Genomic DNA, 23,336 nt, shown 5'->3' on the forward strand with positions numbered 1-23,336 from the left:
GGCATGGCGAACCCATGGTAGCGGCGGTGGTCTGAGTGTACAGCTGGTTTTCGACCCCCGCCACAAGGACGTTCCTTTTCCCTCCGAACAAGACCCGACATGTTCAGACCTCTCTTCGTATTTATCGGCACGCGTTATACCCGTGCAAAGCGTCGCAATCATTTTGTGTCCTTCATTTCCCTGACTTCGATGATCGGACTCGCCCTTGGCGTGGTCGTGATGATTGTCGTGTTGTCGGTGATGAATGGCTTCGATCATGAGATGCGCACCCGCGTGCTGGGCATGGTGCCCCACGCCACCCTTGAGACCGGCGAGCCGATCAACGACTGGCAGAGCCTGGCCGACAAGGTCAAGCAGAACCGGCAGGTGACGGCAGTAGCGCCGTTCACCCAGATGCAGGGTTTGCTGACCAACAACGGTCAGGTCTCCAAAGTGCTGCTCAATGCCATTGATCCTGCGCTCGAGCGCAATGTGTCGATCATCGACAACTTCATGAAGCAGGGCAAACTCGACGACCTGACACCGGGTAGCTTCGGCATCGTCATCGGCGACAAGGCCGCGACCAAGCTCGGCGTTGGTATCGGTGACAAGATCACCTTCGTCGCGCCCGAAGTCAGCGTCACCCCGGCAGGCATGTTCCCGCGCATGAAGCGTTTCACCGTGGTCGGGATTTTCCACGTCGGTGCCGGCGAGCTCGACGGCTACCTGGGCGTGACCAACCTGCAGGACCTGGCCAAGATGCACCGCTGGAAAGCCGATCAGGTGCAGGGCCTGCGGCTGAAGTTCGACGATCTGTTCCAGGCCCCGCGCGAGGCGTGGAACATCGCCCAGCAGCTCGGCGAAGATCGTTATTACGCCCGCGACTGGACTCGCACTCACGGCAACCTGTATCAGGCGATCCGCATGGAAAAAGCCATGATCGGCCTGCTGTTGCTGCTGATCGTCGCCGTCGCCGCGTTCAACATCATTTCCACGCTGGTGATGGTGGTGAACGACAAGAAGGGTGACATCGCCATTCTGCGTACCCTCGGCGCGACGCCGGGCACCATCATGCGCACGTTCATGGTTCAGGGCACGGTGATCGGCGTGGTCGGCACGGCCATCGGCGCGGTGGTCGGGATCCTTGCGGCACTGAATGTCAGTGCGGCCATTTCGGCGCTTGAAGGGTTGATCGGCCACAAATTCCTTAATGCTGACGTGTATTTCATCGATTATCTTCCTTCGCAGGTGCAAAGCCAGGACGTCGTCATGGTCTGCGCCGCTGCGTTGGTCCTGAGTTTCCTCGCCACCCTGTATCCCGCCTGGCGTGCCGCGCGCACCCAGCCGGCGGAGGCGTTACGTTATGAGTGAGTCGGGCATGAGCGAACAAGCAATTCTGAGCTGCCGTAACCTGGGCAAATCCTACGAGGAGGGGCCTGAGTCGGTACAAGTGCTGGCCGGCCTGCAACTGGAGTTGCACCCGGGCGAGCGTGTAGCGATCGTGGGCAAATCCGGCTCCGGCAAGAGTACCTTGCTCAACCTGCTCGGCGGTCTCGATACGCCGAGCAAGGGCAGCGTCTGGCTCGATGGCGAAGAGCTTTCGGCCCTGAGCGAGAAGAAGCGCGGTTTGCTGCGTAACCGCGCCCTTGGTTTCGTTTACCAGTTCCACCATTTGCTGCCGGAATTCACCGCGCTGGAAAACGTCTGCATGCCGCTGTTGATCGGCAAGACGCCAATCCCGGAGGCGCGTCAGCGTGCCACGGCGTTGCTCGAGCGTGTCGGTCTCGGCCATCGTCTGGAACACAAGCCGGCGGAACTGTCCGGCGGCGAACGTCAGCGTGTGGCCATCGCCCGCGCCCTGGTCAACAACCCGGGGCTGGTGATGCTCGACGAGCCAACCGGCAACCTCGACCTGCACACCGCCGAAGGCATTCAGGATCTGATGCTGGAGCTGAGCACGTCGATGCGCACGGCGTTCCTGGTGGTGACGCATGACATGAACCTGGCTCGCCAGATGGACCGCGTCCTGCAATTGCAGGAAGGTTGCCTGACTCCCATCTGACTGGCTGAAACCCGGCGCCCGTAAGGGCGCCGGGTCTTTTATTTCTATACGGTGCCCCAGCGAATGTTCAGACCGTTATCGATCTTTATCGGCACGCGCTATACCCGCGCCAAGCGCCGCAATCGCTTTGTTTCGTTCATTTCGATGACCTCGATGATCGGCCTCGCCCTCGGCGTCCTGGCGATGATCGTGGTGCTGTCGGTGATGAACGGCTTCCAGCGCGAAATGAGCTCGCGCATCCTCGGCATGGTGCCGCACGCGACCATCGTCGGCGTCAAGCCGATCGACGACTGGCAGCCGGTGGCCGCCGCCGCGATGAAAAACCCCGAAGTGACCGCCGCCGTGCCGTTCACTGAAATGGAAGGCATGCTTTCCTACAAGGGTTCGATGCAGCCGATCCAGATCAGCGGCGTCGATCCGGCGCAGGAAGGCAAGGTCTCGATCGTTGCTCAGCACATCGTCCAAGGGCGTCTGGATGCCTTGAAGCCGGGCGAATTCGGTGTGGTGATCGGTGAAATCACCGCGCGGCGTTTTCGCCTCAATGTTGGCGACAAGATCACCCTAATCGTTCCGGAAGTCAGTACCGCGCCGGGCGGTATCACCCCGCGCATGCAGCGCCTGAATGTGGTTGGCGTGTTCAAGGTCGGCGCCGAGCTGGACGGCTCGATGGGCCTGATCCACGTTGCCGACGCTGCGGCCATGCAGCATTGGCAGCCGAATCAGGTGCAGAGCGTGCGGTTGGCGGTCAAGGATCTGTACGCCGCGCCGAAGGTGTCTGCGGACATTGCCGGTGGCCTCGGTGCCGACTTCAAGGCTGACGACTGGACCCACACCCAGGGCAGCCTGTTCAGCGCGATGAAGATGGAAAAAACCATGATCGGCCTGCTGTTGCTGATGATCGTCGCGGTAGCGGCGTTCAACATCATCGCGACGTTGATCATGGTGGTGAACGACAAAGGCGCCGACATCGCGATCCTGCGCACCATCGGCGCTACGCCGCGGCAGATCATGGCGATCTTCATGGTGCAGGGCACGGTGATCGGTATTGTCGGCACCATCATTGGCGGTGTGCTGGGCGTGATTGCCGCGCTCAATGTCAGCGAGATGGTCGGCTGGGTCGAGCGCGTGACAGGCCAGCACATCTTCAGTTCGGACGTGTACTTCGTCAGCAACCTGCCTTCGGAACTGCAGGGCGGCGATGTGCTGTTGATCTGCTCGGCGGGTTTCATTCTGAGCTTTCTGGCGACGGTGTATCCGGCATGGCGAGCGGCGAAGATCGAACCGGCGCATGCCTTGAGATATTCGTAAGCGACTCCATGCTCGTTCCCACGCTCTGCGTGGGAATGCCTCAACGGACGCTCTGCGTTCGGCTCTTGAAGGGACGCGGAGCGTCCCGGGCTGCATACCCACGCAGAGCGTGGGAACGATCAGGTCCGAGGCAACTCGATTACAAACCGCGTCCAACCCGCTCCAGATTCGCAATGAATCGTCCCGCCATGGGCCCGCACGATCGACTGAGTGATCGCCAAGCCCAACCCGGCATGCTCACTACTGCCTTCCTGCCGCGCCGGATCCGCTCGATAGAACCGGTCAAACAAACGTGGCAACACCTGCGCTGAAATTCCCTGACCACTGTTCTCGACGCAGACGCAAACAGCGTTCGCCTGATCGACGATGCTCAACCGCACATAACCTTGAGGCGGGGTAAACCGCAGCGCGTTATCCAGCAGATTCGACAAGGCCCGGCGCAACATGCCGCGATCACCTTCGATGTGCGCCTCGCCCTCACGACTCAAACTCACGCCGACGTCTTCGGCCAATGGTGCAAAAAACTCCAGCAACATGTCCGCCTCATCCGCCAATTCCAGCGGTTCGCGGGTGGGCATCAGCAAACCGTGGTCAGCCTTGGCCAGATAGAGCATGTCGTTGACCAGTTGCGCCATCCATTGCAGTTCTTCGAGGTTGCTGTGCAGCGCTTCGCGATAGTCTTCGAGCGGGCGAGGGCGGGTGAGGGTGACCTGAGTGTGTGTCAGCAGGTTCGACAGTGGCGTGCGCAGTTCATGGGCTATGTCGGCAGAGAACGCCGAAAGACGCTGAAACGAGTCGTCGAGGCGTGCGAGCATGGCGTTGAAGCTGTGGGCCATTTCCGCAAGCTCTGGCGGCATCTTCTCTTCAGGCAGTCGGGCATTCAGCGATTGCGCAGAAATCCCACGGGCCACCGCGCTCATTCGTCGCAACGGGCGCAGACCGCTGCGCGCGGCCCAGGCACCGAGCAGGGCCGTGGCTAGCGCTGACAGGCCGACGGTGAGCCAGATCAGATGCTGCATGCGCTCAAGAAAATGCTGGTGATGGGTGATGTCCAGGAGCAACGTCAGCTGCGGCGAATCCATGGTCTCCGGGTAGAGTGGGGCGCGAAGTACGCGGTAGTCGGTCCCTTCATGGCTGATGGTCGACAGTCCGGTTAGCAGCGGCAGATTCTTCGGGATTTGAACCGAGCTGTCGTACCAGTGCTGACCGTCGCCGCTGGTAATGCGCAGCGACAGATCCGCCTGACGGCTGAGCTCATCGGCCAGCCGCGCTTCGCGCTGAGCAGGCTGCAGATCCTGCAAAGCGCGGCGCAGGCCGATCAGCTGAGCTTCCAGTTGCTGTTGGTCGAGTTCGATGAAGTGCGCCTCGCTGGCGCGGTCGAACAGGACCCCGGCGAGCAGCGAAACCACCGCGGTGCAGGCGGCAAACAGCAGGGCGAGACGTGTGCTCAAGGACAATCGACGCATCACAGCGCGCGCTCCTCGAGCACGTAACCCATGCCGCGCACGGTGTGGATCAGCTTGTTGGGGAAATCGTCGTCGACCTTCAGGCGCAACCGACGAATCGCTACTTCGATGACATTGGTGTCGCTGTCGAAATTCATGTCCCAGACCTGCGAAGCGATCAGCGACTTCGGCAACACTTCGCCCTGACGGCGCAAGAGCATTTCCAGCAGGGCGAACTCTTTGGCGGTCAGGTCGATGCGCTGGCCACTGCGTTCGACGCGGCGGCGGATCAGGTCAAGACGCAGATCAGCCAGTTGCAGGCTGGTTTCCTGCGGCGTGGCGCTGCCGCGGCGCAACAGACTACGCACCCGCGCAAGCAGTTCGGAAAAGGCGAAGGGCTTGACCAGATAATCATCGGCGCCCAGTTCAAGGCCGTGAACCCTGTCCTCCACCGCGTCTTTGGCGGTCAGAAAAAGTACCGGTGTGTCCAGCCCGGCACTGCGTACCGCCTGGACAATCTGCCAGCCACTGCGCCCGGGCAGCATCACATCGAGGATCAGCAGCGCGTACTCGCCGCTCAAGGCCAATTGCTGGCCGCTGTTGCCGTCGGCCACCAGCTCGGTATTGAACCCGGCCTCGGTCAGGCCCTGGCGCAGGTATTGGCCGGTTTTCGCTTGGTCTTCGACGATCAACAGTTTCATGGGCGACTCGGGGCTGGTTCGGGATGAATAACGGGCGAGGGCGTTATACCTTGAGAGCGAGCAATAAGCGCCAAGCTGACAAAGTTGTAATCTGCCTGTCAGGTCGATGCCAGTGCAGGGTGGTTAGAGTTTCCCACAAGCTGAACTTCCTCTTGTTGGAGCCTGACCATGTTTTTTCGTTTATCCCTGACGTTAGCCGCCTGTCTGCTCGCATTGAGCTCGCCCGTCTCGGCGACACCGGCGCACGCCTTCGCCTTCGGCCAGCCGGCTGCCGCGAGTCAGGCCTCACGCAGTATCGAGATCGTCATGGGCGACATGAACTTCGATCCGAAAACCATACAGATCAAGGCCGGTGAGACGGTTCGCTTTGTGCTGGTGAATAAAGGCCAGTTGCTGCATGAATTCAACCTCGGTGATGCGGCGATGCATGCCAGTCACCAGCAGGAAATGTTGCAGATGCAGCAAAGCGGCATGCTCACGCCTACTGGAATTAAGGAAATGTCCCACGACGTGGCAGGCATGGATCACGCAGCGATGGGCCATGGCATGCAGCATGACGACCCCAACAGCGTGTTGGTCGAGCCGGGTAAAACCGCCGAGCTGACCTGGACTTTCAGCAAGGCCACGGCGCTCGAGTTTGCCTGCAATATTCCCGGGCATTATCAGGCGGGGATGGTCGGCAAATTGACAGTCAGTCAGTAAGCACTCAAAGGCGCGGGCAAAGGCTGGTAGAATCCGCTGATTCTTCAGTCAGGTTTCCGCCATGCATCCCGCAGCCGAACATTCGCCGCTGGGCAAATCCAGCGAATACATCGCCACTTACACGCCGTCCCTGTTGTTCCCGATTCCGCGCACCGCGAAATGGGCCGAGCTGGGCCTGACCGCCGAAACCCTGCCTTATAAAGGTGTGGATTTCTGGAACTGCTTCGAACTGTCGTGGCTGCTGCCCTCGGGCAAACCGGTGGTGGCGATCGCTGAATTCAGCATCCCGGCGGACTCGCCGAACATCATCGAATCGAAGTCGTTCAAGCTCTACCTCAACTCGCTGAACCAAACGCCGTTCGCCGACGTCGCGACATTGGAAGCGACGCTGGTCAAGGATCTGTCCGCCGCTGCCGGCAAACCGGTGGGCGTGCGGGTGCGCAGTTTGAAAGACGTGGAAGCTGAAGGCGTTGTGGCATTGCCGGGTGTGTGCATCGACGATCTGGATATCAGCGTCAGCAACTACGAACACCCACGCCCGGAGCTGCTGCGTTGCGACGATTCGCGAATTGTTGAAGAGAGCGTGCACAGCCATCTGCTCAAATCCAACTGTCCGGTGACCAGCCAGCCGGACTGGGGCAGCGTGGTAGTGGACTATCGCGGCGCAGCGCTGGATCACGCCAGCCTGCTCGAATACATCGTCAGCTTCCGCCAGCACTCTGACTTCCATGAGCAGTGCGTGGAGCGGATCTTTCTTGATCTGCAGCGGTTGTTGAAGCCGGAGAAACTCACGGTGTTTGCGCGCTATGTGCGGCGGGGTGGGCTGGATATCAATCCGTATCGCAGTACCGAAAGCGTACAGCTGCCGAACCACCGCCTCGTACGCCAATAAACTACCCAATGTGGGAGCGGGCTTGCTCGCGAAAGCGTTGTGTCAGTCGACATCATTGTTAAATGAAACCCCGCATTCGCGAGCAAGCCCGCTCCCACATTTGACCGCGTTCAAAATGAAAAAGCCCTGCCATCGCTGGCAGGGCTTTTTTCCGGCGGGGCTCAGATGCCCATGCTGCCCAGCGTATTCATGATATTGCGCAGGGTGCCGGCGATCGCCGGGTGTTCGACTTCGAAGCGCTCGACCGCCAGGTTCACGCCGTCGGCGATGCTCGCGTCCTGAGTGGCAGTTTCCAACTGGATTTCCGATTCGATCTGCGCCATCAGCGCATGCAGATCTTCACGTTCGGCTTCCGACAGCGGTGGATTGTGTTCCAGCTGCTCGCGCAGGGTATCGAGCTGTTTTTGCAGTTCTTGGGCGGGCATGGTGGTTTCCTTTTATCAATAGGCACTGGCATTGACCGCAGCCGCGCGCCAAAGGTCTATGGCTGACCTTTAGATTAATCCACTCTCGGTAAACCTGCATGACGCCGGTCAGGGCTTTTCGCCTTTGGCACGGCGCAGGCTGATGTCGGCGAGACAGGCATCGAGTTCGCCGAGGTGATCGATCACCGAATGCACACCCAGGCTGAACAACTGCACGGTGGCCCTGCCGCGCAACTGTTCGCGTTCCTTTTGCGAGAGGGCCTGCCATTCGCGTGGGCTCAGGCCGCACAGTGATCCACAGGACGCCAGGCCAATCGTCCATAGCCCTGCGTTCAGGCCGGCCTGTAACAGACGCGGCTCACCGCTGACCAGCACGCAACCGTCGAGGCGGTCGATGTTCAGATCCATCAACGCTTGCCAGCACGCATTGGGGGCTGGCCACGGATTCATTGTTGCTGAATGTTGCGTCGGTTTGATCCAGTCCGGCAGCGCGGCGGCCAGTGACCGAGCGAGGGCAGCGGGCAGTTCGTCGAGCCACGCGCAGGGAATTCCCTGGCGCTGCAAACTTTTCAGGCTATCGAGTGCGCCGGGCGTAGTTTTGGCATGTTCCGGCTGGGCGTCGAGCTCTTGCGCGGCGCGGGCGCCGAAATCCACCAGGCAACCGCTCAGGCCGAACAGTACGGCAGTCAGACTGGGCGCGGCGACGGGCAAGGTTTCGGCGTGAGTCATGGCAACGTCCCTGAAATAACGCCAAGACTAGGGTGCGGGGGTGACAGTTGCATGACAGCCCTGTGAAAGTCGACGGAGGAAACTTCCTGCATATCCTTGCAGCGGCGCACTGCCCAAATCGCCGTTTGCGCTTATACTAGCGGCCTTAATGCCCGGGCCGAGAGGTCTGCGCCAGTATCAAATCCAAGGAGTTTTTCTATGCGCTGGAGCCCTTCGCTCACTCAGCTAAGTGTATGTGCCAGCCTGTTGCTGGCGCCGTTCGCCACCCAGGCGGCCACCGAAGAAGACCCTTGGGAAAGCGTCAACCGGCCGATTTTCCAGTTCAACGACTTCGTTGACACCTACGCGCTGAAGCCTTTGGCGCAAGGTTATGAGTTCGTCACCCCGCAGTTTGTCGAAGACGGCATCCACAACATGTTCCGCAACGTCGGTGACGTCACCAACCTGGCGAACAACATTCTGCAGGCCAAACCGGCTGCCGCGGGCGTTGATACCGCCCGATTGATTTTCAACACTACCTTCGGTCTGCTCGGCTTCTTCGACGTCGGCACCAAAATGGGCCTGAACCGCAGCGACGAAGATTTCGGCCAGACCCTCGGCTACTGGGGCGTGGGCAGCGGTCCCTACGTGATGTTGCCGCTGATGGGCCCGAGCACCCTGCGGGACGCGCCGTCCAAGTACGTCGACAGCTACACTGGCATGTACCGCTACATCGATCACGTGCCGACGCGTAACTCGATCTTCGGCCTGAACATCGTCGACACCCGCGCCAGCCTGCTGTCGAGCGAGAAGCTGATCAGCGGCGACAAATACACCTTCATCCGCAACGCTTACCTGCAGAACCGCGAGTTCAAGGTGAAGGACGGTCAGGTCGAAGACGATTTCTGATTTCGACCGGTGACAGAAAGGCGACCCTCGGGTCGCCTTTTTTGTCCGCGCCAGAGCGTCGCCTGCAACGGCCGCTACCTTCCATCGGGTTACGGTTGGAGCTGTTCTTATAACTCCCGGTGATTTGACAAACAAAGTCGTCAAGCGACAATCGGCGCATGCTTGAAACGCTCTGCGGATGGGAGTACCGTCTGCGCCTTAGAAGGGCACCTCTGTTTAAAACCGCGCGCCAGGCGAATGCTTGAAAGCGTTGCAGCAGAGAGGCTAGAAAGCGAATCCAGTAGTCTGCGCAGGGCCGTTGCCCCGCTCACTACGCCAACCTAATTCTGGCGCCGTTTGCCCACATGCCAAAAACCAGTGCCACGCTGCTGATAATCGATGATGACGAGGTAGTGCGCGCGAGTCTCGCGGCCTATCTGGAAGACAGTGGTTTCAGCGTCCTGCAGGCCGGCAACGGTCAACAGGGTCTTCAGGTATTCGAGCAAGACGAGCCCGATCTGGTCATCTGCGATCTGCGCATGCCGCAGATGGGCGGTCTGGAACTGATCCGTCAGGTCACCGAGCGCTCGCCAGAGACACCGGTGATCGTCGTCTCCGGTGCCGGGGTGATGAACGACGCGGTCGAGGCCCTGCGCCTGGGCGCGGCGGATTACCTGATCAAGCCTCTCGAAGATCTGGCTGTGCTCGAGCACTCCGTGCGCCGGGCCCTGGATCGTGCGCGGCTGTTGCTGGAAAACCAGCGTTACCGCGAGAAGCTGGAGAAGGCCAACCGGGAGCTGGAAGCCAGCCTGAACCTGCTTCAGGAAGACCAGAACGCCGGTCGCCAGGTGCAGATGAACATGCTGCCGGAAAGTCCGTGGAGCATTGACGAATTCCACTTTGCCCACCAGATCATCCCGTCGTTGTACCTGTCGGGTGATTTTGTCGACTATTTCCGCGTCGATGAGCGCCGGGTTGCGTTTTACCTGGCGGATGTTTCCGGTCACGGCGCGTCATCAGCCTTCGTCACCGTGCTGTTGAAATTCATGACCACGCGTTTGCTCTTCGAGTCGAAACGCAGCGGTACCTTGCCGGAGTTCAAGCCTTCGGAAGTGCTCGGTCATATCAACCGGGGGCTGATCAGTTGTAAGCTGGGTAAACACGTCACAATGGTCGGTGGAGTCATCGACGAGGAGACCGGTTTGTTGACCTATAGCATTGGCGGCCATCTGCCTTTGCCTGTGTTGTACACGCCTGACAGTGTTCGTTATCTCGAAGGCCGTGGTCTGCCGGTGGGGCTGTTCAATGAAGCCACCTACGAAGACCACGTGCTCGAGCTGCCACCGACGTTCAGCCTGACGCTGATGTCTGATGGCATTCTGGACCTTTTGCCAGAAGCAACGCTCAAAGAAAAAGAAGCTGCTTTGCCCGAGCGGGTGAAGTTGGCGGGCGGCAGCCTGGATGGTCTGCGGCAAGTGTTTGGTTTGGCCACGCTAGGGGAGATGCCGGATGATATCGCCCTGTTGGTGTTGAGCAGGAATCTTCAATGAGTACCGGTAGAATCCAGTTCGCCGAGCAGGACGGCACGTTCGTCCTGAAGTTCGTCGGTGAAGTTCGCCTGACCCTGTGTTCGGCGTTGGATGCGACTATTGAGAAAATCTTCACCGCGCTGAATTTCAACGCGATCGTGATCGATTTGACCGAAACCCGCAGCATCGACAGCACGACGTTGGGCCTGCTGGCCAAACTGTCGATCCTGTCGCGGCAGAAGGTCGGCCTGTTGCCGACGGTTGTCACCACCCACGAAGACATTACTCGGCTGTTGCAGTCGATGGGTTTCGAGCAGGTGTTCAACATCGTCAATCACCCGGTGCCTTGCCCGGAGTGCCTGGACGATTTGCCGGACCAGGACCAATCCGAAGAAGTGGTGCGGATCAAAGTGCTGGAAGCGCACAAGATTCTCATGGGCCTTAACGATTCCAATCGTGAAGCGTTTCATGATCTGGTGAATGCGCTGGAAAGACATTGATCTCGTGAATTTGATGGTGTCCGGGCTTGCTCGCGAAGGCTTCAGTTCGGTCAACGCGCCTCTCAATGCAGAATGAAAAAGGGCGAACCCTCACAGGTTCGCCCTTTTTGCATTCTACAAACTCAAATCACAGCTTGGCCTGCAACAGCGCTTCGAGCTTCTCCTGATCGCGGGCGAACTGACGGATGCCTTCAGCCAGTTTCTCGGTGGCCATCGCGTCTTCGTTGGACAACCAGCGGAATTGCGCTTCATTGAGGCTCAGACGCGCTTCACCGGCATTGCCCGGCGCCAGTTTGCGTTCCAGCTTGCCGGTGTCGGCGGCCAGCTTCTCCAGCAGTTCCGGGCTGATGGTCAAACGATCGCAGCCGGCCAGTTGTTCGATCTGGTTGATGTTGCGGAAGCTGGCGCCCATGACCACGGTCTTGTAGTCATTGGCCTTGTAGTAGTTGTAGATGCGCGTCACCGACTGCACGCCGGGATCATCGGCGCCGGTGTAGTCGTTGCCGTTGGCCTTCTTGTACCAGTCGTAGATACGGCCCACGAACGGCGAGATCAGGAACACCCCGGCATCGGCGCAGGCGGCGGCCTGGGCGAAGGAGAACAGCAGGGTCAGGTTGGTCTGAATGCCTTCCTTCTCGAGGATCTCGGCAGCGCGGATGCCTTCCCAGGTCGAGGCGATCTTGATCAGCACGCGGTCGCGGCCGACGCCGGCCTTGTCGTACAGCTCGATCAGGCGATGCGCACGCTTGAGGATTGCATCCTGGTCGAAGGACAGACGCGCATCCACTTCGGTGGAGATGCGGCCCGGAACCACGTTGAGAATTTCCTTGCCCACTGCGACACCGAAACGGTCGCTGGCCAGGCCGACATCGCCCTTGCAGTCGCGGACGCAATCGTTCAGCAGTTCGGCATAGCCGTGAATGGCCGAAGCCTTGAGCAGCAGGGAAGGGTTGGTAGTGGCGTCGACCGGTTTGACTCGGGCGATCGCTTCGAAGTCGCCAGTGTCGGCAACCACGGTGGTGAACTGTTTGAGTTGTTCCAGCTTGGAAGTCATGGGCGTGCTCTATCCTATGGGTCTGAAGACATTACCCGAGCGCTGACAGGCACTCAAGGGTGCATTCGTGCATCGAAGGCCCCTGCGGCAACAACCTGAAAACGATTGTTTGAAAGGCGGGGCGCGGTGTCGCTGAATACGATGCCAAAACAGCCCACAGGTTCAAAGCAACCGACCTGTGAACAGACCGGTTGCCCAAGGCTCACTCAGCGTTCAACAGACCTTCCACGGACAACCGTGCCGGTTTTGGCTGGCCGTCAGAGGTGAGAAAGCCGAAGTTCTTCTCACGATCGTTACTACCTGAATCACTGTTCCGCCATTCATAGATAGAGGTCAGGGGAATATTCAGGCGTTTAACGTCGGTAATAAACGCGTTGATTTTGGTCGCTTGCCCCTCAGGACCACCGTTGGAGGCGAGGGCCGAAACTCCCCATTCGCTGATGACACCCGGCAGATTGAAGTTCTGCTGAATGAACGTCTGCGCGTTGCTGATCTGCGTGGCGGTCATGCCGTAAGGGTGATAGGACACGGCGTTCAAGCACTTGGGGTAATCGCTGACGATGCTTTCCAGCGCCACCGTCGACGCCGAGCCCGCGCTTGGCGGCCGGGCAAAGCCGAAGCCGACGCGTGGTGTCGTCTGCGGCTGACCTTCGAGGTTCTTGCACATACCGGCCATGAACGGCACGAACGTGGTGTCGAAATTGCGCGTCGGCCAATAGGTTTCCAGATCTGGCTCGTTCCAGATTTCGATCGCCACCAATTGCGAACTCCAGGTTTTTTCCAGCCCGGTCACGGTGTTGGCGAACTTACCGCCGGCGGCGTTCAGTTCCTCCGGCGAAGTGGCCGGCAGAGCCTTGATTGCGCGCACCGTCAGCAGCACTGGCAGCCCGGCGGAAGCGGCGGCGGCGAAGGCATCGCTAACCTGTTTCTGATAAGTCTTCGCGGTGAGGCTGTCGCTCCACACGCCGAAGCGCACAAAGCTGAAGCCGGCCGCTTTGATTTGCGCGGCATCGGCGGCGGTGAAGCTCTGGATCTTCACCTGCACGCCGATGGTTTTCGCCGGAAGGCTGGGGAACAGCTCACTGGCGTGAACCTGGCTGGTGGCACCGAGCGCCATCAGGGCGAGGGCGGCGAGTTTATTGCGCTGTGCTGTTTTCATGTCTGCTCTCCTGAAGAGAATGACAACTACGAATATTTATCCCGTCACACAATTTCCGATAACGGTGATAGCACTAAGTGCGCGAATGTTATTTTTTGTCAGGAAAACAGCAACTGAAAATCACAGTTATTTTTAGTCCGCTAATTGTGGTTGGGGCGGCTTAAAACGCTGTGGTACTTAATGTTCCTGTACTAACAGGGCGAAGCTATTTCTGAGTGCAGGAAAGTCGTGAGGGTTCATTAACTTTTTACGGCATGTTGGCTGTTTGATATTACACAGGAAAGCAAGACTTGTTCAAAAAGATCCTCGTTGTCTGCGTGGGCAATATATGCCGAAGTCCGACGGCTGAACTGCTGCTGCGCAATGCACTGGGCGCGTCCGCCATCAAGGTGTCCTCCGCCGGCCTGTCCGCCCGCGTAGGCGAGGGGGTGGAAGCCTCGGCGCGGCAGGTTCTTGAAGAGCACGGGCATTGCGCCGAGGCGTTCAAGGCGCGGCAACTGACTTCGGACATCGTCAATGACTCGGACCTGATCCTGGTGATGGAAAAGGCCCACGTCAATCAAGTGCTGAAGATTGCCTCGCACGCCAGAGGCAAAGTGTTTCTGCTCGGCAAATGGCAGAGCGAGCGCGAAATACATGATCCGTATCGTCAAGGCAAGGCCGCTTTCATTCATGCCCACGCATTGATTGAAGATGCAGTTAGTTCATGGGTAAAGCGTCTCGGACATTGATGAATATTCTTCAGAACAGTGAATGGTAAGAACAGACTTATGCAGTTACCGTCCGTAATCGGCACTCGCGACAATGATCAAGACAGTATTGATCTGCTCGGCATCTTCGGCAGCCTGATCGACCAGAAGTGGCTGATCGGTGCGCTGACCGGTGCCTTCATGGTCACCGGCGTCGCCTATGCGGTTCTGGCAACGCCGGTGTACCTGGCGAACGCGCTGGTGCAGGTCGAACCGAAAAAGAACGACATGCTCGGTTTCTCCGACCTCAACAGCATGCTTGGCGGGCAATCGCCGTCGGTGACCGAAATCGGCATTATCAAATCCCGCGCGGTGATCGGCAAAACGGTCGACGACCTGCGCCTGGACATCGACGTCACCCCCAACACTTTCCCGCTGATCGGCGGCTTCCTTTCGCGGCGTTATCGCGGTGACAGCGAAACCGGCGTTGCGCCGCCGCGTTTCGGTTTGAACAGTTATGCCTGGGGCGGTGAGCGCTTGGAGTTCTCTCGGCTGGACTTGCCGAAAGATCTGCTCGGCAAGAAACTCACGCTGATTGCCGGCGAGCAGCAGCGCTTCCAACTGTTCGATGAAAACGACAATCTGCTCGCCGAAGGTGTGGCTGGCGAAGCGTTTGCCAACGACGGTGTAGAAGGGCAGATCTCGCAACTGGCAGCTAACCCCGGCACGCATTTTCAAGTGGTGCGCAATCCACGGATCGTGACCATCCAGGGCTATCAGGATGCGCTGGATATCTCCGAACAGGGCAAGGAGTCGGGGATCATCCGCTTGGCGCTGGCCAGCTCAGACGCCGCCGAGGCGGTGAAGATACTGAACAAGATCGCCTCGCTCTACGTCGAGCAAAACGTGCGTCGCACCTCGGCGGAAGCCGCGCAAAGCCTGGCCTTTTTGCAAAGCCAGTTGCCCCAGGTCAAGCGTGATCTGGCCAAGGCCAGCGACGCCTTGAATGCCTACCAGACCCACGGCAAGACCGTGAATATCTCGCTGGAAACCCAGTCGGTGCTGGGCCAGTCGGTGGCGCTGGAAACGCGCATTTCCGAACTGAAAATGCAGCAGGCCGAGCTTGATCGCAAGTTCACCAAACAGCACCCGGCCTATCGCGCTTTGATGACGCAGATTGGCGAGTTGACCCAGCAGCAGAAATCGCTCGAAGGCAAGGTCCAGGACCTGCCGGCCACGCAGCAGGAATTGCTCAACCTGACCCGGGACGTCGAAGTGGCTTCGCAGATCTACACGCAGTTGCTGAACAAATCCCAAGAGCTCGACATCGTCCGCGCCGGGGCCGTTGGCAATGTACGCCTGATCGACACCGCCGATGTCGACCTGACCAACCCGATCAAACCGAAGAAAGCGCTGATCGTGTTGATCGCGACGCTGCTCGGCGCGTTTGTCGGTGTGGCGCTGGTGCTGCTGCGCAAATCCCTCAGCCGTGGCCTCGAAGGCCCCGAAGGCATCGAGCAGTTGGGCCTGCCGGTGTATGCGTCGATTCCCTACAGCGCCTTGCAGGAAGAAGAGGACAGCAAAAAGGGTCGCGCCCGCGATGGCGTCGACAAGCCGGCCTACCTGCTGGCGCTGCGCAACCCGACAGATCTGTCGATCGAATCGATCCGCAGCCTGCGCACGTGCCTGCACTTCGCCGGCCTCGATTCGACCAACAACCGCATCATGATTTCCGGGCCCAGCCCGCAGGTCGGCAAGACGTTTGTCTCGTCCAACCTCGCGGCGGTCATGGCCCTGAGCGGCCAGCGCGTGGTGCTGATCGATGCCGACATGCGCAAAGGGCACCTGCACAAAACCCTTAACACACCGATCAGCAACGGTCTGTCCGACCTGCTGGTCAAGCGCTGCACCCTCGAACAGGCCATCAACAAAGTCGAGATCGACAACCTGCATTTCATCAGTCGCGGGCAGGTACCGCCCAATCCTTCCGAGTTGCTGATGCACGCCAACTTCCGCGAGCTGTTGGCGCAGCTCAGCGAGCTGTACGACCTGGTCATCATCGACACGCCGCCGCTGCTGGCGGTGACCGATGCCGCCATTGTCGGTCGCGAGGCCGGCATCAGCCTGATCGTCACCCGCTTCGGGGTGAACCCGGCCAAAGAGATCGAACTGACCATTCGCCGCTTCGCCCAGAACGGTATCGAGTTGAAAGGCGCGGTGTTCAACGGCGTCGAGAAGCGTGCGGCCAGCTATTACGGCGGCACTGGCTATTACAACTACGAATACGCGTCCGACAAATCCTGATGGTTGCCGATTGTTCATTCCTGTTTGAAGTGGGTGAGTTGTGAAAAAAATACTGCACGTGGCAGAGACGATCAAAGGTGGCGTGGCGACGGTGATCCGCACGATTTCGGCATCGCCCGAAGACGACGCGGCGAATTATCAGCTGGTCTATCTGGTGCCCGAGGATCAGGCCAAGGAGCTGCACGGCATCGCGCCGCAGCAAGTGCGCACATTCCCGCGCAGCGGCCGCAACGTGCCGTCGCTGCTGCGGTTCGCCTGGCGCCTGAGCCAGGTGCTGCTCAAGGAAAAACCCGATGTCGTGCATTTGCACAGCACCTTTTCCGGAGTGATCGGCCGCGTTGTGTGCGTGCTGTTGCGGCCATGGCGCAAGCCGAAAATCGTTTATTGCCCGCACGCGTTTTCGTTCCTGATGGAAAGCTCGCCGACCAAGCAGAAGGTCTATGCGTGGATCGAGCGCGTGCTGCAGAAAGTCACCGACGTGATCATTTGCGTCAGCCAGTACGAGTTGGATAAAGCCGCGCGCTTCGGCATCGATCGCAAGCGCATGAAGCTGATCTACAACGGCATCCCTCACAAGGACGACGCGCCGAAGAGCGCTGGCGCCGAGCCGATTCATCTGCTGTTCGTCGGGCGTCTGGATTACCAGAAAGGTTTCGACGTGCTGCTCAAGGCTTATGCCAAGGTCAAGCGCAACGACTTGAAATTGACCGTGGTTGGCAGTGCGGTCAACGAGGATTCGGTGGACTGTCCGCCGATGGATTCGGTCGAATACCTGCCCTGGGTGACGCCGAGTGAAGTGCAGGCGCTGTATCAGAAAGCCGATGCGCTGATCGTGCCGAGTCGCTGGGAAGGCTTTGCCATGGTGCCGCTGGAAGGCATGGCCATGGGGCTGCCGGTGATTGCCAGCAACTGCACGTCGCTGCCGGAGCTTGTCACCAACGAAGTGTCCGGCTACGTCTTTCCGTCCGGCGATCACCAGGCGCTGGCCGATGTTTTGACGATCATCCAGAGACCGCGCCTGCTCGACCTCGGCAACGAAGGCCGGAGCATTGTCCGCGAACGCTTCAGCGCCGCGTTGATGATCCGCCAGACCTACGACCTGTATCACGCTCCCACTTATTAAGTAGAACTCAAGCTTATGAACGTAACGATTTTGCATGGCTACAGTGCGTCCAACTCCGGTGACGGTCTGCTCGTCGATCTGGCCATTGCTCTGGTGCAGCGTAATTTCGGCGCAGACACCGCGATCAGTGTCGTGGCGTCCGATCCCGAGTCGTTCAATTATCTGCCGCACCCGCGTTTCGATGCGCCGGTCATGGCGGCCAAAGGTCTGGGCCGGGTCAAGCAGGCGGTGTTTCTCAATCAGTCCTATGCCGGGCTCGCTGATCTGCTGAAGAAAACCGATCTGATCGTCGGTGTTGGCGGCGGTTACATGCGTTCGAAGAGCGCCTTCGAGCACATCAAACTGAAGCTCGGCCACGCCAAGCAACTGGAAACCGCGATCCTCAGCAAAGTGCCGTCGGTGTACCTGCCGCAGAGCATCGGCCCGTTCCACGGCGAGAGCAGCAAGATTGTCGAGCATTACGCCAGCGCTGATGCGGTGTTCGTGCGCGACAATCGCTCCTCGGCAATCTTCGATGCTTGCGAAAACGTCTATCGCGCGCCGGATCTGGCGGTGCAGTCGCTGGCCAGCAAGATTCTGCAGCAACCGAAGTTCACCCGCTGCGCCGCTTCGCCGGCGACCGTGTGCGTGGTGCTGCGCAAGCCACCGGAGTGGAGCAAAGAAAAGAAGGTCGCTTATGTGGCCAACCTGAAACTGCTGCTGCAGCGTCTGAAGAACAAAAGCAAAGTGGTCTGCGCCGTGCAAAGCGCCGTGCGTGGCAACGATGACGGCGCGTTCTACCGTGAGCTGGGCATCAACGAAGACCTGCTGTCACTGAAGGCAACCATCGCCAAATACCAGCCAGACCTGGTGATCTCGGTGCGTCTGCACGGCGCCATCGAATCGCTGCTCTCCGGCGTGCCGGCGTATCACATCAGCTACGAGCGCAAAGGCTTTGGCGCTTATCAGGACATGGGCGTCGAGGACTGGGTGATCAACGGCGGCGACATCGACGTCGACACCATCATCAACACCGTTTACGCGCCCAATGCCTTGGCGGATTTCGGCAAGCGCCTGACCGACACGTGCCGCGAGATCGAGGCGAAAACCGTGGCCATGGACGAAATCATCAAGGGTGTCGTTCGATGATGTTTCGGCTGTTGCTTCGCGGCGGAGCCTTGGGCGCGAAGTTCTTGCTGGTGCTGGCCATCACCCATTACCTCGGATACGAGGCGCTGGGTTTTTACGGTGTGGTGGTCGCAGCGTCGTTGATCGCGTCGAAGTTCTACAGCGTCGGCTTCAGTTCCGAAATCAACCGACTGATCAGCGTCGGCGGCAGTTCGCGGCGAGTCGTCGACAAGGTCTTGCTGCTGTACCTGGCGGTCGGGCTGGTGTTGTCGGTGCTGACCGTGCTGGTCTATTCGCTGTTTCAGTCGGTTGAAGCAACCGCCACCCTGATCCTTTGCGTGACTCTGGTGCTGCTCACCGAGCACCTGTCGTTCGAAATCAATTCCTTCGTGTTTTCCGCGCAGAAAGCCACCGCCGGCGCCTTGCTGTTCTTCATCAAGACCGGCCTGTGGGCGGTGTTGGCGGTGGGCGGCATGATGCTCGGCTGGGTCGCGGGCATCGCCAGTGTGTTGTGGCTGTGGGTCGCTGCCAACGTGCTGGTGATCGGCGCTGGTTATCTGATCGTGGTGAACGTGCACAAGGGCCGCGACGCAGCGGCACTGGACGCCGCGACGGTGTGGAAGGCCGGGTTGCCGTTCTATCTCGGCACCGGTCTGATCGCCCTGAGTCAGTACGCCGAGCGCTTTCTGATCATCGATCTGGAACCCTACGCCAGCCTCGGTAAATATGTGTACGCGTGGTCAGCGGCCAATACTTTGCAGGCGTTGTCGTATGCGGTGGTGGCGGTGGTCGGCATTCCGGTGTTGGCCAAACGGTTTCAGGCCGATCAGCAGGCATTTACGGTCAGGCAACTGTTCGTCAATAAATGGGTGATGCGCTCGCTGGTGGTCTCTGCGGTTGTGGCCGTGGCGATCTATGTGTTTTTCAATGTGTTGCTCGATTACGTCACCGCCAGCGTGCCGCGTCCGGATAACGCGCTCCTCGCGGTGCTGATTTTTTCCTTCGCCTTGCGGGCGATTGGCGACATCGTCTGGGGCGGTCTGATTGCCTCGAAAAACAGCCGGGTGTCGCTGGCCAGCGCGGCGATCTGTCTACTGATTTCAGTGCCGGTCAGCTATGTGCTGATCAAGCATTACTCGATCTATGGCGCGGCGTGGGGCAACGTCTTCGCCATCGTCGTGCAACTTGGCGTGATCGCGTTGTTGACCCGTGTCACCGGCGCAAAGAAGGCTGCGCTGTCATGGGCCTGAAGCTGCCGCGCATTGAATTTCGCGGGCGCACATTCGATTCGTCGATTTCCTTTCTGATCCTGTTCACCGGGCTGTTTCTGTCAGTGGCGATGCCGCTGTTGGTGCCGCGCGATCCGGGGCCGGATGCAATGACCTTGTGGTCGTCATACGCACGTGCCGATAACTGCAATTTCTGGAACCCGTTCTCGCCGGATCGCTCGTCCTACGAATGTTCGGCGTTCCTGCTGCGGCCCACCGGGATCAACCTGACCAATGCCTGGGCCTACGGCATGTTCTGCAATTTCTTTCTCACGGCGATTCCGGTGGTGGTGTTTCGGCGCATGCCGCTGACGATCTTCGGCACCTTGTGTCTGTGGGGCATCGTGCGTTCGTTTTTTCTTGAAAACCTCACCAAGGAAATCATCGTCTCGGTGGCGGTGTTGAGCATTTTGCTCAGCGCGTTGACACGCAAATATCGCGGCGGTTTTTTCCTCTCGGCGGTGATCTACGGCGTGCTGATCCGTCCGTACTGGATTCTGTTTTCGCTGTCGTGGGTCGGCGTCTGCGTGATGAAGAAGTACGTATCGCGCTTCACCTTCTTTCTGATGCTGTTTCTGTTCTATTTGGCGGTGGCCATGGCCATTCAGATTGCGCTGGGCTTTCCGGTGTCGTCGATTCGCGCCAGCAACAACGAACTGCGCACGGCTGGGGAGGAGGGCTCGAAGTCGCTGATCGTCTCGTGGCTCAGCGGCAGCGACTTCGTCTCTCAGGCACTGGATTCGATGATCATTTTCTTCCGCCTGTCGTTCCCGGTTGAGCTGATTCTGCTGTCCGGGCCGGGGCAGGTGATCTTCGTTGCGCTGATGATCATGACCGCGTTGCTGCTGTTCAAGGTCATCACCTCGACCGATTACAAAGGCGCGCCGATCCAGACCAAACCCAAGGAACTGATCGCGATTCCGCTGGCGTTTCTGTTGGTGCAAGGCTTGTTCGAGCCGGACTTCGGCTCCTTCGCCCGGCATTTCTCGATGGTGGTGCCGGTGTTGTTCGTCGGCCTGGGCTTGATGCTGCGCGCGAACAAACCGGTGCAGGTCGAATCAAGAATTCTCACTTAAGGCAGGTGCTCTATGTCGAGCAAGAACAAATCCCTGGAAATCGAAACCCTGCGCGGCCTGGCGTGCCTGCTGCTGGTGCTCTATCACGTCATCGGCCCGCTGGGCGGCGGCTTGAAGATCGACATCGGCTCGCCGTTCCGGGTCATCGCCGACTCGATGGTGTACGTGCGCATGCCGCTGTTCACCTTTATCTCCGGCTACATCTATTCGATCTACAAGATTCGCGGCAATGACTTTTCCGCGTTCTTTGCCGGCAAGGTGCGACGGCTGATCGTGCCGCTGTTCTGCGTCGGCGTGCCGTTCTCGGTGCTGCAAGCGGTGGGGCCGGGGGTGAACAAGGATGTCGGCGTGATCGACGCGTTGCTGTCGTTCTGGGTGCCGATCAACCACTTCTGGTTCCTGCAGGCGGTGTTCATCATTTTCATCTGCGTCGGCTTGCTGGAGTGGCGCGGTTTGTTGCATTCGGCTGCGCGGCTGTATGGCTTGTTTGCCTTCGCCGCGCTGTTGTTTCTGCTGCCGCCGTTGCCGCTGGATGCGTTTGGTATCAACGGTGCGATCTACCTGCTGCCGTTTTTTGTTGCGGGGATGATCGGGCAGGAAAATGTCGAGGTGTTGAAGCAGCGTTTCAAAGTGATCGGACCGCTGCTGTTTGTGCTGATTTCGCTGACGCTGTTGTATGTCGCGGCGATCGATCGTGAGCTGATTGTTGATCGTCGCAGTGTGATCGGTTTGACGGTGGGTTGTGTGTCTTGCATCGCGTTGCTGTCCAGTGACATGCGTTCGAAAGCGCTGACCTGGCTGGGCGGATATTCCTATGCGATTTTCCTCTTTCATGTGTTGTTCGCGGCGACCTCGCGGTTTGTCCTCGGGCGCTTGGGCGTGAAGGATGAGAGCTTGCTGGTGCTCGGTGGTCTGAGTTGCGGATTGCTCGGGCCGGTGCTGTTGGCGAGGGTGTTCAGTCGGTTCAATTTCACCTCGGTGTTGTTCCTCGGCGAGCGGGCGGCGAAGCGGAAACCGTTGGCGCCCATCACCCCGGTGGTACAGACGCAATCCTCCCTGTAGGAGCTGACGAGTGAAACGAGGCTGCGATCTTTTGATCTTTTGTCGTGGTTTGCAAAGATCAAAAGATCGCAGCCTCGTTCCACTCGTCAGCTCCTACAGTGGACCCGTGTAAGTCACACCATCCTTGTGGGAGCGAGCCTGCTCGCGAAGCCGCCACCCCGGACAAAGGAAATATTGAATGATGCCAGTAGACGCCCCTCAACCAGTCGCCATCTCAGCCATCACCGTAGACGATGCCCGCCAGCGTTTTGCGCAATGGCGCGAGGGCAAGGCCGGCAAGGTGCTGGCGGTTTCGGTGATCGGTGACAGCTACACCGCCGGGCAGGATTTCTATCTCAACAAACTGGTACAGCGAGTGGCCGCCGAGGTGGGTTTCGCCGGCCCTGGTTACGTCGGTTTCAACCACGGCGCGGCGCTGGGCGGCACGCACTTCAAATACACCCGCAGCAGCGACAAATATTTCGGTGGCGGCTGGAAGGTTTCCGAGCTGGGCCAGGCCAGCCCGGACAGTCGCACGATCTCTGGCAAACCGGGCGCCTGGTTGCAAGTCGATGCCAGCCCTTCACCGCGCATCGATACCACGGTCACTCAGGCGAAACTGTTGTATCTGGGCAGCGGCGAAGCCGACGAGCTGCGCTATCGCTGGTCGCCCGCGCAAGACTGGCAACCGTTGAAGCTCGCAGGCTCAGGTGTTCAGGAAGTCGCGCTAACCGGCGCTCCATCAGCCGCTGACTGGGCATTCAAACTGGAAGTGGTAAAGGGCGCGCCGACGCTGTTCGGCCTGTGGATGACGAATGATCAGCAAGGCGTGCGGGTGTCGAAACTGGCGGCTTCCGGGGCGGCGTCCGCTGACTTCTATCACACGGATCCGCAATGGCAGACGCAGTGGAAAACCGTGGTGTCGAAGATTCCGGCCGATGTTTACCTGATCATGCTCGGTGGTAACGACCAGGGGTTTGGCGTGAAGCCTGCGCAGTATCTACAAAACGTTCAGGGCCTGGTGAGCATGCTGCGCGAGATTCAGCCGGCGGCGAGCATCAGCCTGATCATGCGTCAGGACACCACGCGCTCCAGCGCTTATCCAATGTCCGCTTATGCGCAGGTGCTCGAACCGTGGGCGCGCGAGCAGCATCTGGGCTTCATCAACCTGCAATGCGCCTTCGGCCCGGACGTCAAACGCTACGCCAGCGCGATGATCGGCCCGGACAAGATTCATCCATTGCCGGCCACGGGCGGGAAGGTGATTGCCGATTATTTTTATGGCTGGATCATGGGCGCCAACGACCGTTGCGACAAACCCCCGTTGTAGGAGCTGAGGAGTGAAACGAGGCTGCGATCTCTTGATCTTGATCTTC

At 59.4% G+C, this 23,336-nt stretch carries 22 protein-coding genes; 16 read left to right on the plus strand and 6 right to left on the minus strand.

Annotated features, from left to right (window positions below; all coding sequences use genetic code 11):
• The first annotated feature begins 99 nt into the window (after window positions 1-99).
• The 3 genes from ACIGDJ_RS04830 (at window position 100) to ACIGDJ_RS04840 (ending at window position 3,349) form a co-directional block, all read left to right on the plus strand.
• Entirely contained in the window at window positions 100-1,350 is a 1,251-nt protein-coding gene (locus ACIGDJ_RS04830) for a lipoprotein-releasing ABC transporter permease subunit (protein ID WP_101158756.1), read from the plus strand.
• On the plus strand, window positions 1,343-2,041 hold the full coding sequence (lolD, locus tag ACIGDJ_RS04835; RefSeq protein ID WP_101158755.1) for a lipoprotein-releasing ABC transporter ATP-binding protein LolD: 699 nt from the start codon (window positions 1,343-1,345) through the stop codon (window positions 2,039-2,041). Before ACIGDJ_RS04830 ends, lolD begins: the two co-directional genes overlap by 8 nt.
• Before the next feature lie 63 nt (window positions 2,042-2,104).
• Window positions 2,105-3,349 carry a lipoprotein-releasing ABC transporter permease subunit gene (locus ACIGDJ_RS04840; protein WP_313005751.1) on the plus strand — a complete coding sequence of 415 codons (1,245 nt, stop codon included), beginning with the start codon at window positions 2,105-2,107 and terminating at the stop codon, window positions 3,347-3,349.
• A gap of 119 nt (window positions 3,350-3,468) precedes the next feature.
• Here the strand turns inward: ACIGDJ_RS04840 and ACIGDJ_RS04845 are convergent, their stop codons facing one another.
• Entirely contained in the window at window positions 3,469-4,815 is a 1,347-nt protein-coding gene (locus tag ACIGDJ_RS04845; protein ID WP_313005748.1) for a heavy metal sensor histidine kinase, read from the minus strand.
• A complete protein-coding gene (locus ACIGDJ_RS04850; RefSeq protein ID WP_313005745.1) occupies window positions 4,815-5,495 on the minus strand; it encodes a heavy metal response regulator transcription factor in 681 nt (226 codons plus the stop codon). The genes ACIGDJ_RS04845 and ACIGDJ_RS04850 overlap by 1 nt, the downstream gene beginning before the upstream one ends.
• A gap of 168 nt (window positions 5,496-5,663) precedes the next feature.
• On the opposite strand from ACIGDJ_RS04850, the gene ACIGDJ_RS04855 reads away from it, so the two are divergent.
• Together ACIGDJ_RS04855 and queF are read left to right on the plus strand one after the other, a co-directional pair.
• Window positions 5,664-6,197 (plus strand): plastocyanin/azurin family copper-binding protein, encoded by a 534-nt coding sequence (locus ACIGDJ_RS04855; RefSeq protein ID WP_101158751.1) that lies wholly within the window; start codon window positions 5,664-5,666, stop codon window positions 6,195-6,197.
• A gap of 61 nt (window positions 6,198-6,258) precedes the next feature.
• Window positions 6,259-7,089, plus strand: coding sequence for an NADPH-dependent 7-cyano-7-deazaguanine reductase QueF (gene queF, locus ACIGDJ_RS04860; protein WP_101158750.1), 831 nt, complete (start codon window positions 6,259-6,261; stop codon window positions 7,087-7,089).
• Window positions 7,090-7,250: 161 nt separating this feature from the next.
• Here the strand turns inward: queF and ACIGDJ_RS04865 are convergent, their stop codons facing one another.
• On the minus strand, window positions 7,251-7,514 hold the full coding sequence (locus ACIGDJ_RS04865; RefSeq protein ID WP_016775472.1) for a DUF4404 family protein: 264 nt from the start codon (window positions 7,512-7,514) through the stop codon (window positions 7,251-7,253).
• Window positions 7,515-7,622: 108 nt separating this feature from the next.
• The gene (locus ACIGDJ_RS04870) at window positions 7,623-8,243 is read right to left on the minus strand and encodes a phosphatase (RefSeq protein ID WP_101158861.1); all 621 of its coding nucleotides are present in this window, start codon (window positions 8,241-8,243) and stop codon (window positions 7,623-7,625) included.
• A gap of 198 nt (window positions 8,244-8,441) precedes the next feature.
• On the opposite strand from ACIGDJ_RS04870, the gene ACIGDJ_RS04875 reads away from it, so the two are divergent.
• The 3 genes from ACIGDJ_RS04875 to rssC all read left to right on the plus strand — a co-directional run bounded on the left by ACIGDJ_RS04875 (window position 8,442) and on the right by rssC (window position 11,139).
• Window positions 8,442-9,131: a VacJ family lipoprotein gene (locus ACIGDJ_RS04875; RefSeq protein ID WP_101158860.1), complete on the plus strand. Its 690-nt coding sequence runs from the start codon at window positions 8,442-8,444 to the stop codon at window positions 9,129-9,131.
• 344 nt (window positions 9,132-9,475) lie between these two features.
• Window positions 9,476-10,660 (plus strand): two-component system response regulator RssB, encoded by a 1,185-nt coding sequence (gene rssB / locus ACIGDJ_RS04880; protein WP_101158859.1) that lies wholly within the window; start codon window positions 9,476-9,478, stop codon window positions 10,658-10,660.
• The gene (gene rssC / locus ACIGDJ_RS04885) at window positions 10,657-11,139 is read left to right on the plus strand and encodes an anti-sigma factor antagonist RssC (protein WP_003226553.1); all 483 of its coding nucleotides are present in this window, start codon (window positions 10,657-10,659) and stop codon (window positions 11,137-11,139) included. Before rssB ends, rssC begins: the two co-directional genes overlap by 4 nt.
• Window positions 11,140-11,266: 127 nt before the next feature.
• On the opposite strand, the gene tal is transcribed toward rssC, so the two are convergent.
• Both tal and ACIGDJ_RS04895 read right to left on the minus strand, forming a co-directional pair.
• Entirely contained in the window at window positions 11,267-12,193 is a 927-nt protein-coding gene (gene tal, locus ACIGDJ_RS04890) for a transaldolase (RefSeq protein ID WP_041477315.1), read from the minus strand.
• Window positions 12,194-12,395: 202 nt separating this feature from the next.
• The gene (locus tag ACIGDJ_RS04895; protein WP_397478716.1) at window positions 12,396-13,352 is read right to left on the minus strand and encodes a glycosyl hydrolase family 5; all 957 of its coding nucleotides are present in this window, start codon (window positions 13,350-13,352) and stop codon (window positions 12,396-12,398) included.
• A gap of 290 nt (window positions 13,353-13,642) precedes the next feature.
• Between ACIGDJ_RS04895 and ACIGDJ_RS04900 the strand changes: the two genes are divergently transcribed.
• The 8 genes from ACIGDJ_RS04900 (at window position 13,643) to ACIGDJ_RS04935 (ending at window position 23,290) form a co-directional block, all read left to right on the plus strand.
• Window positions 13,643-14,083 carry a low molecular weight protein-tyrosine-phosphatase gene (locus tag ACIGDJ_RS04900; protein WP_101158857.1) on the plus strand — a complete coding sequence of 147 codons (441 nt, stop codon included), beginning with the start codon at window positions 13,643-13,645 and terminating at the stop codon, window positions 14,081-14,083.
• Window positions 14,084-14,122: 39 nt separating this feature from the next.
• Window positions 14,123-16,345, plus strand: a complete 2,223-nt coding sequence (locus tag ACIGDJ_RS04905) for a polysaccharide biosynthesis tyrosine autokinase (RefSeq protein WP_101158856.1) — start codon at window positions 14,123-14,125, stop codon at window positions 16,343-16,345.
• Between the two features lie 40 nt (window positions 16,346-16,385).
• A complete protein-coding gene (locus ACIGDJ_RS04910) occupies window positions 16,386-17,468 on the plus strand; it encodes a glycosyltransferase (protein WP_101158855.1) in 1,083 nt (360 codons plus the stop codon).
• A gap of 15 nt (window positions 17,469-17,483) precedes the next feature.
• Entirely contained in the window at window positions 17,484-18,596 is a 1,113-nt protein-coding gene (locus ACIGDJ_RS04915; protein ID WP_397478717.1) for a polysaccharide pyruvyl transferase family protein, read from the plus strand.
• Window positions 18,593-19,825 (plus strand): phosphoribosylaminoimidazole carboxylase, encoded by a 1,233-nt coding sequence (locus ACIGDJ_RS04920; protein WP_397478718.1) that lies wholly within the window; start codon window positions 18,593-18,595, stop codon window positions 19,823-19,825. The genes ACIGDJ_RS04915 and ACIGDJ_RS04920 overlap by 4 nt, the downstream gene beginning before the upstream one ends.
• Entirely contained in the window at window positions 19,816-20,919 is a 1,104-nt protein-coding gene (locus ACIGDJ_RS04925; protein WP_101158852.1) for a hypothetical protein, read from the plus strand. Before ACIGDJ_RS04920 ends, ACIGDJ_RS04925 begins: the two co-directional genes overlap by 10 nt.
• 12 nt (window positions 20,920-20,931) lie before the next feature.
• A complete protein-coding gene (locus ACIGDJ_RS04930) occupies window positions 20,932-21,981 on the plus strand; it encodes an acyltransferase (RefSeq protein ID WP_313005709.1) in 1,050 nt (349 codons plus the stop codon).
• A 178-nt stretch (window positions 21,982-22,159) separates the two neighbouring features.
• Window positions 22,160-23,290 carry an SGNH/GDSL hydrolase family protein gene (locus ACIGDJ_RS04935; protein WP_397478719.1) on the plus strand — a complete coding sequence of 377 codons (1,131 nt, stop codon included), beginning with the start codon at window positions 22,160-22,162 and terminating at the stop codon, window positions 23,288-23,290.
• Window positions 23,291-23,336: the final 46 nt, after the last annotated feature.

Source organism: Pseudomonas sp. NPDC079367 (assembly GCF_044542195.1).
Lineage (GTDB): Bacteria > Pseudomonadota > Gammaproteobacteria > Pseudomonadales > Pseudomonadaceae > Aquipseudomonas.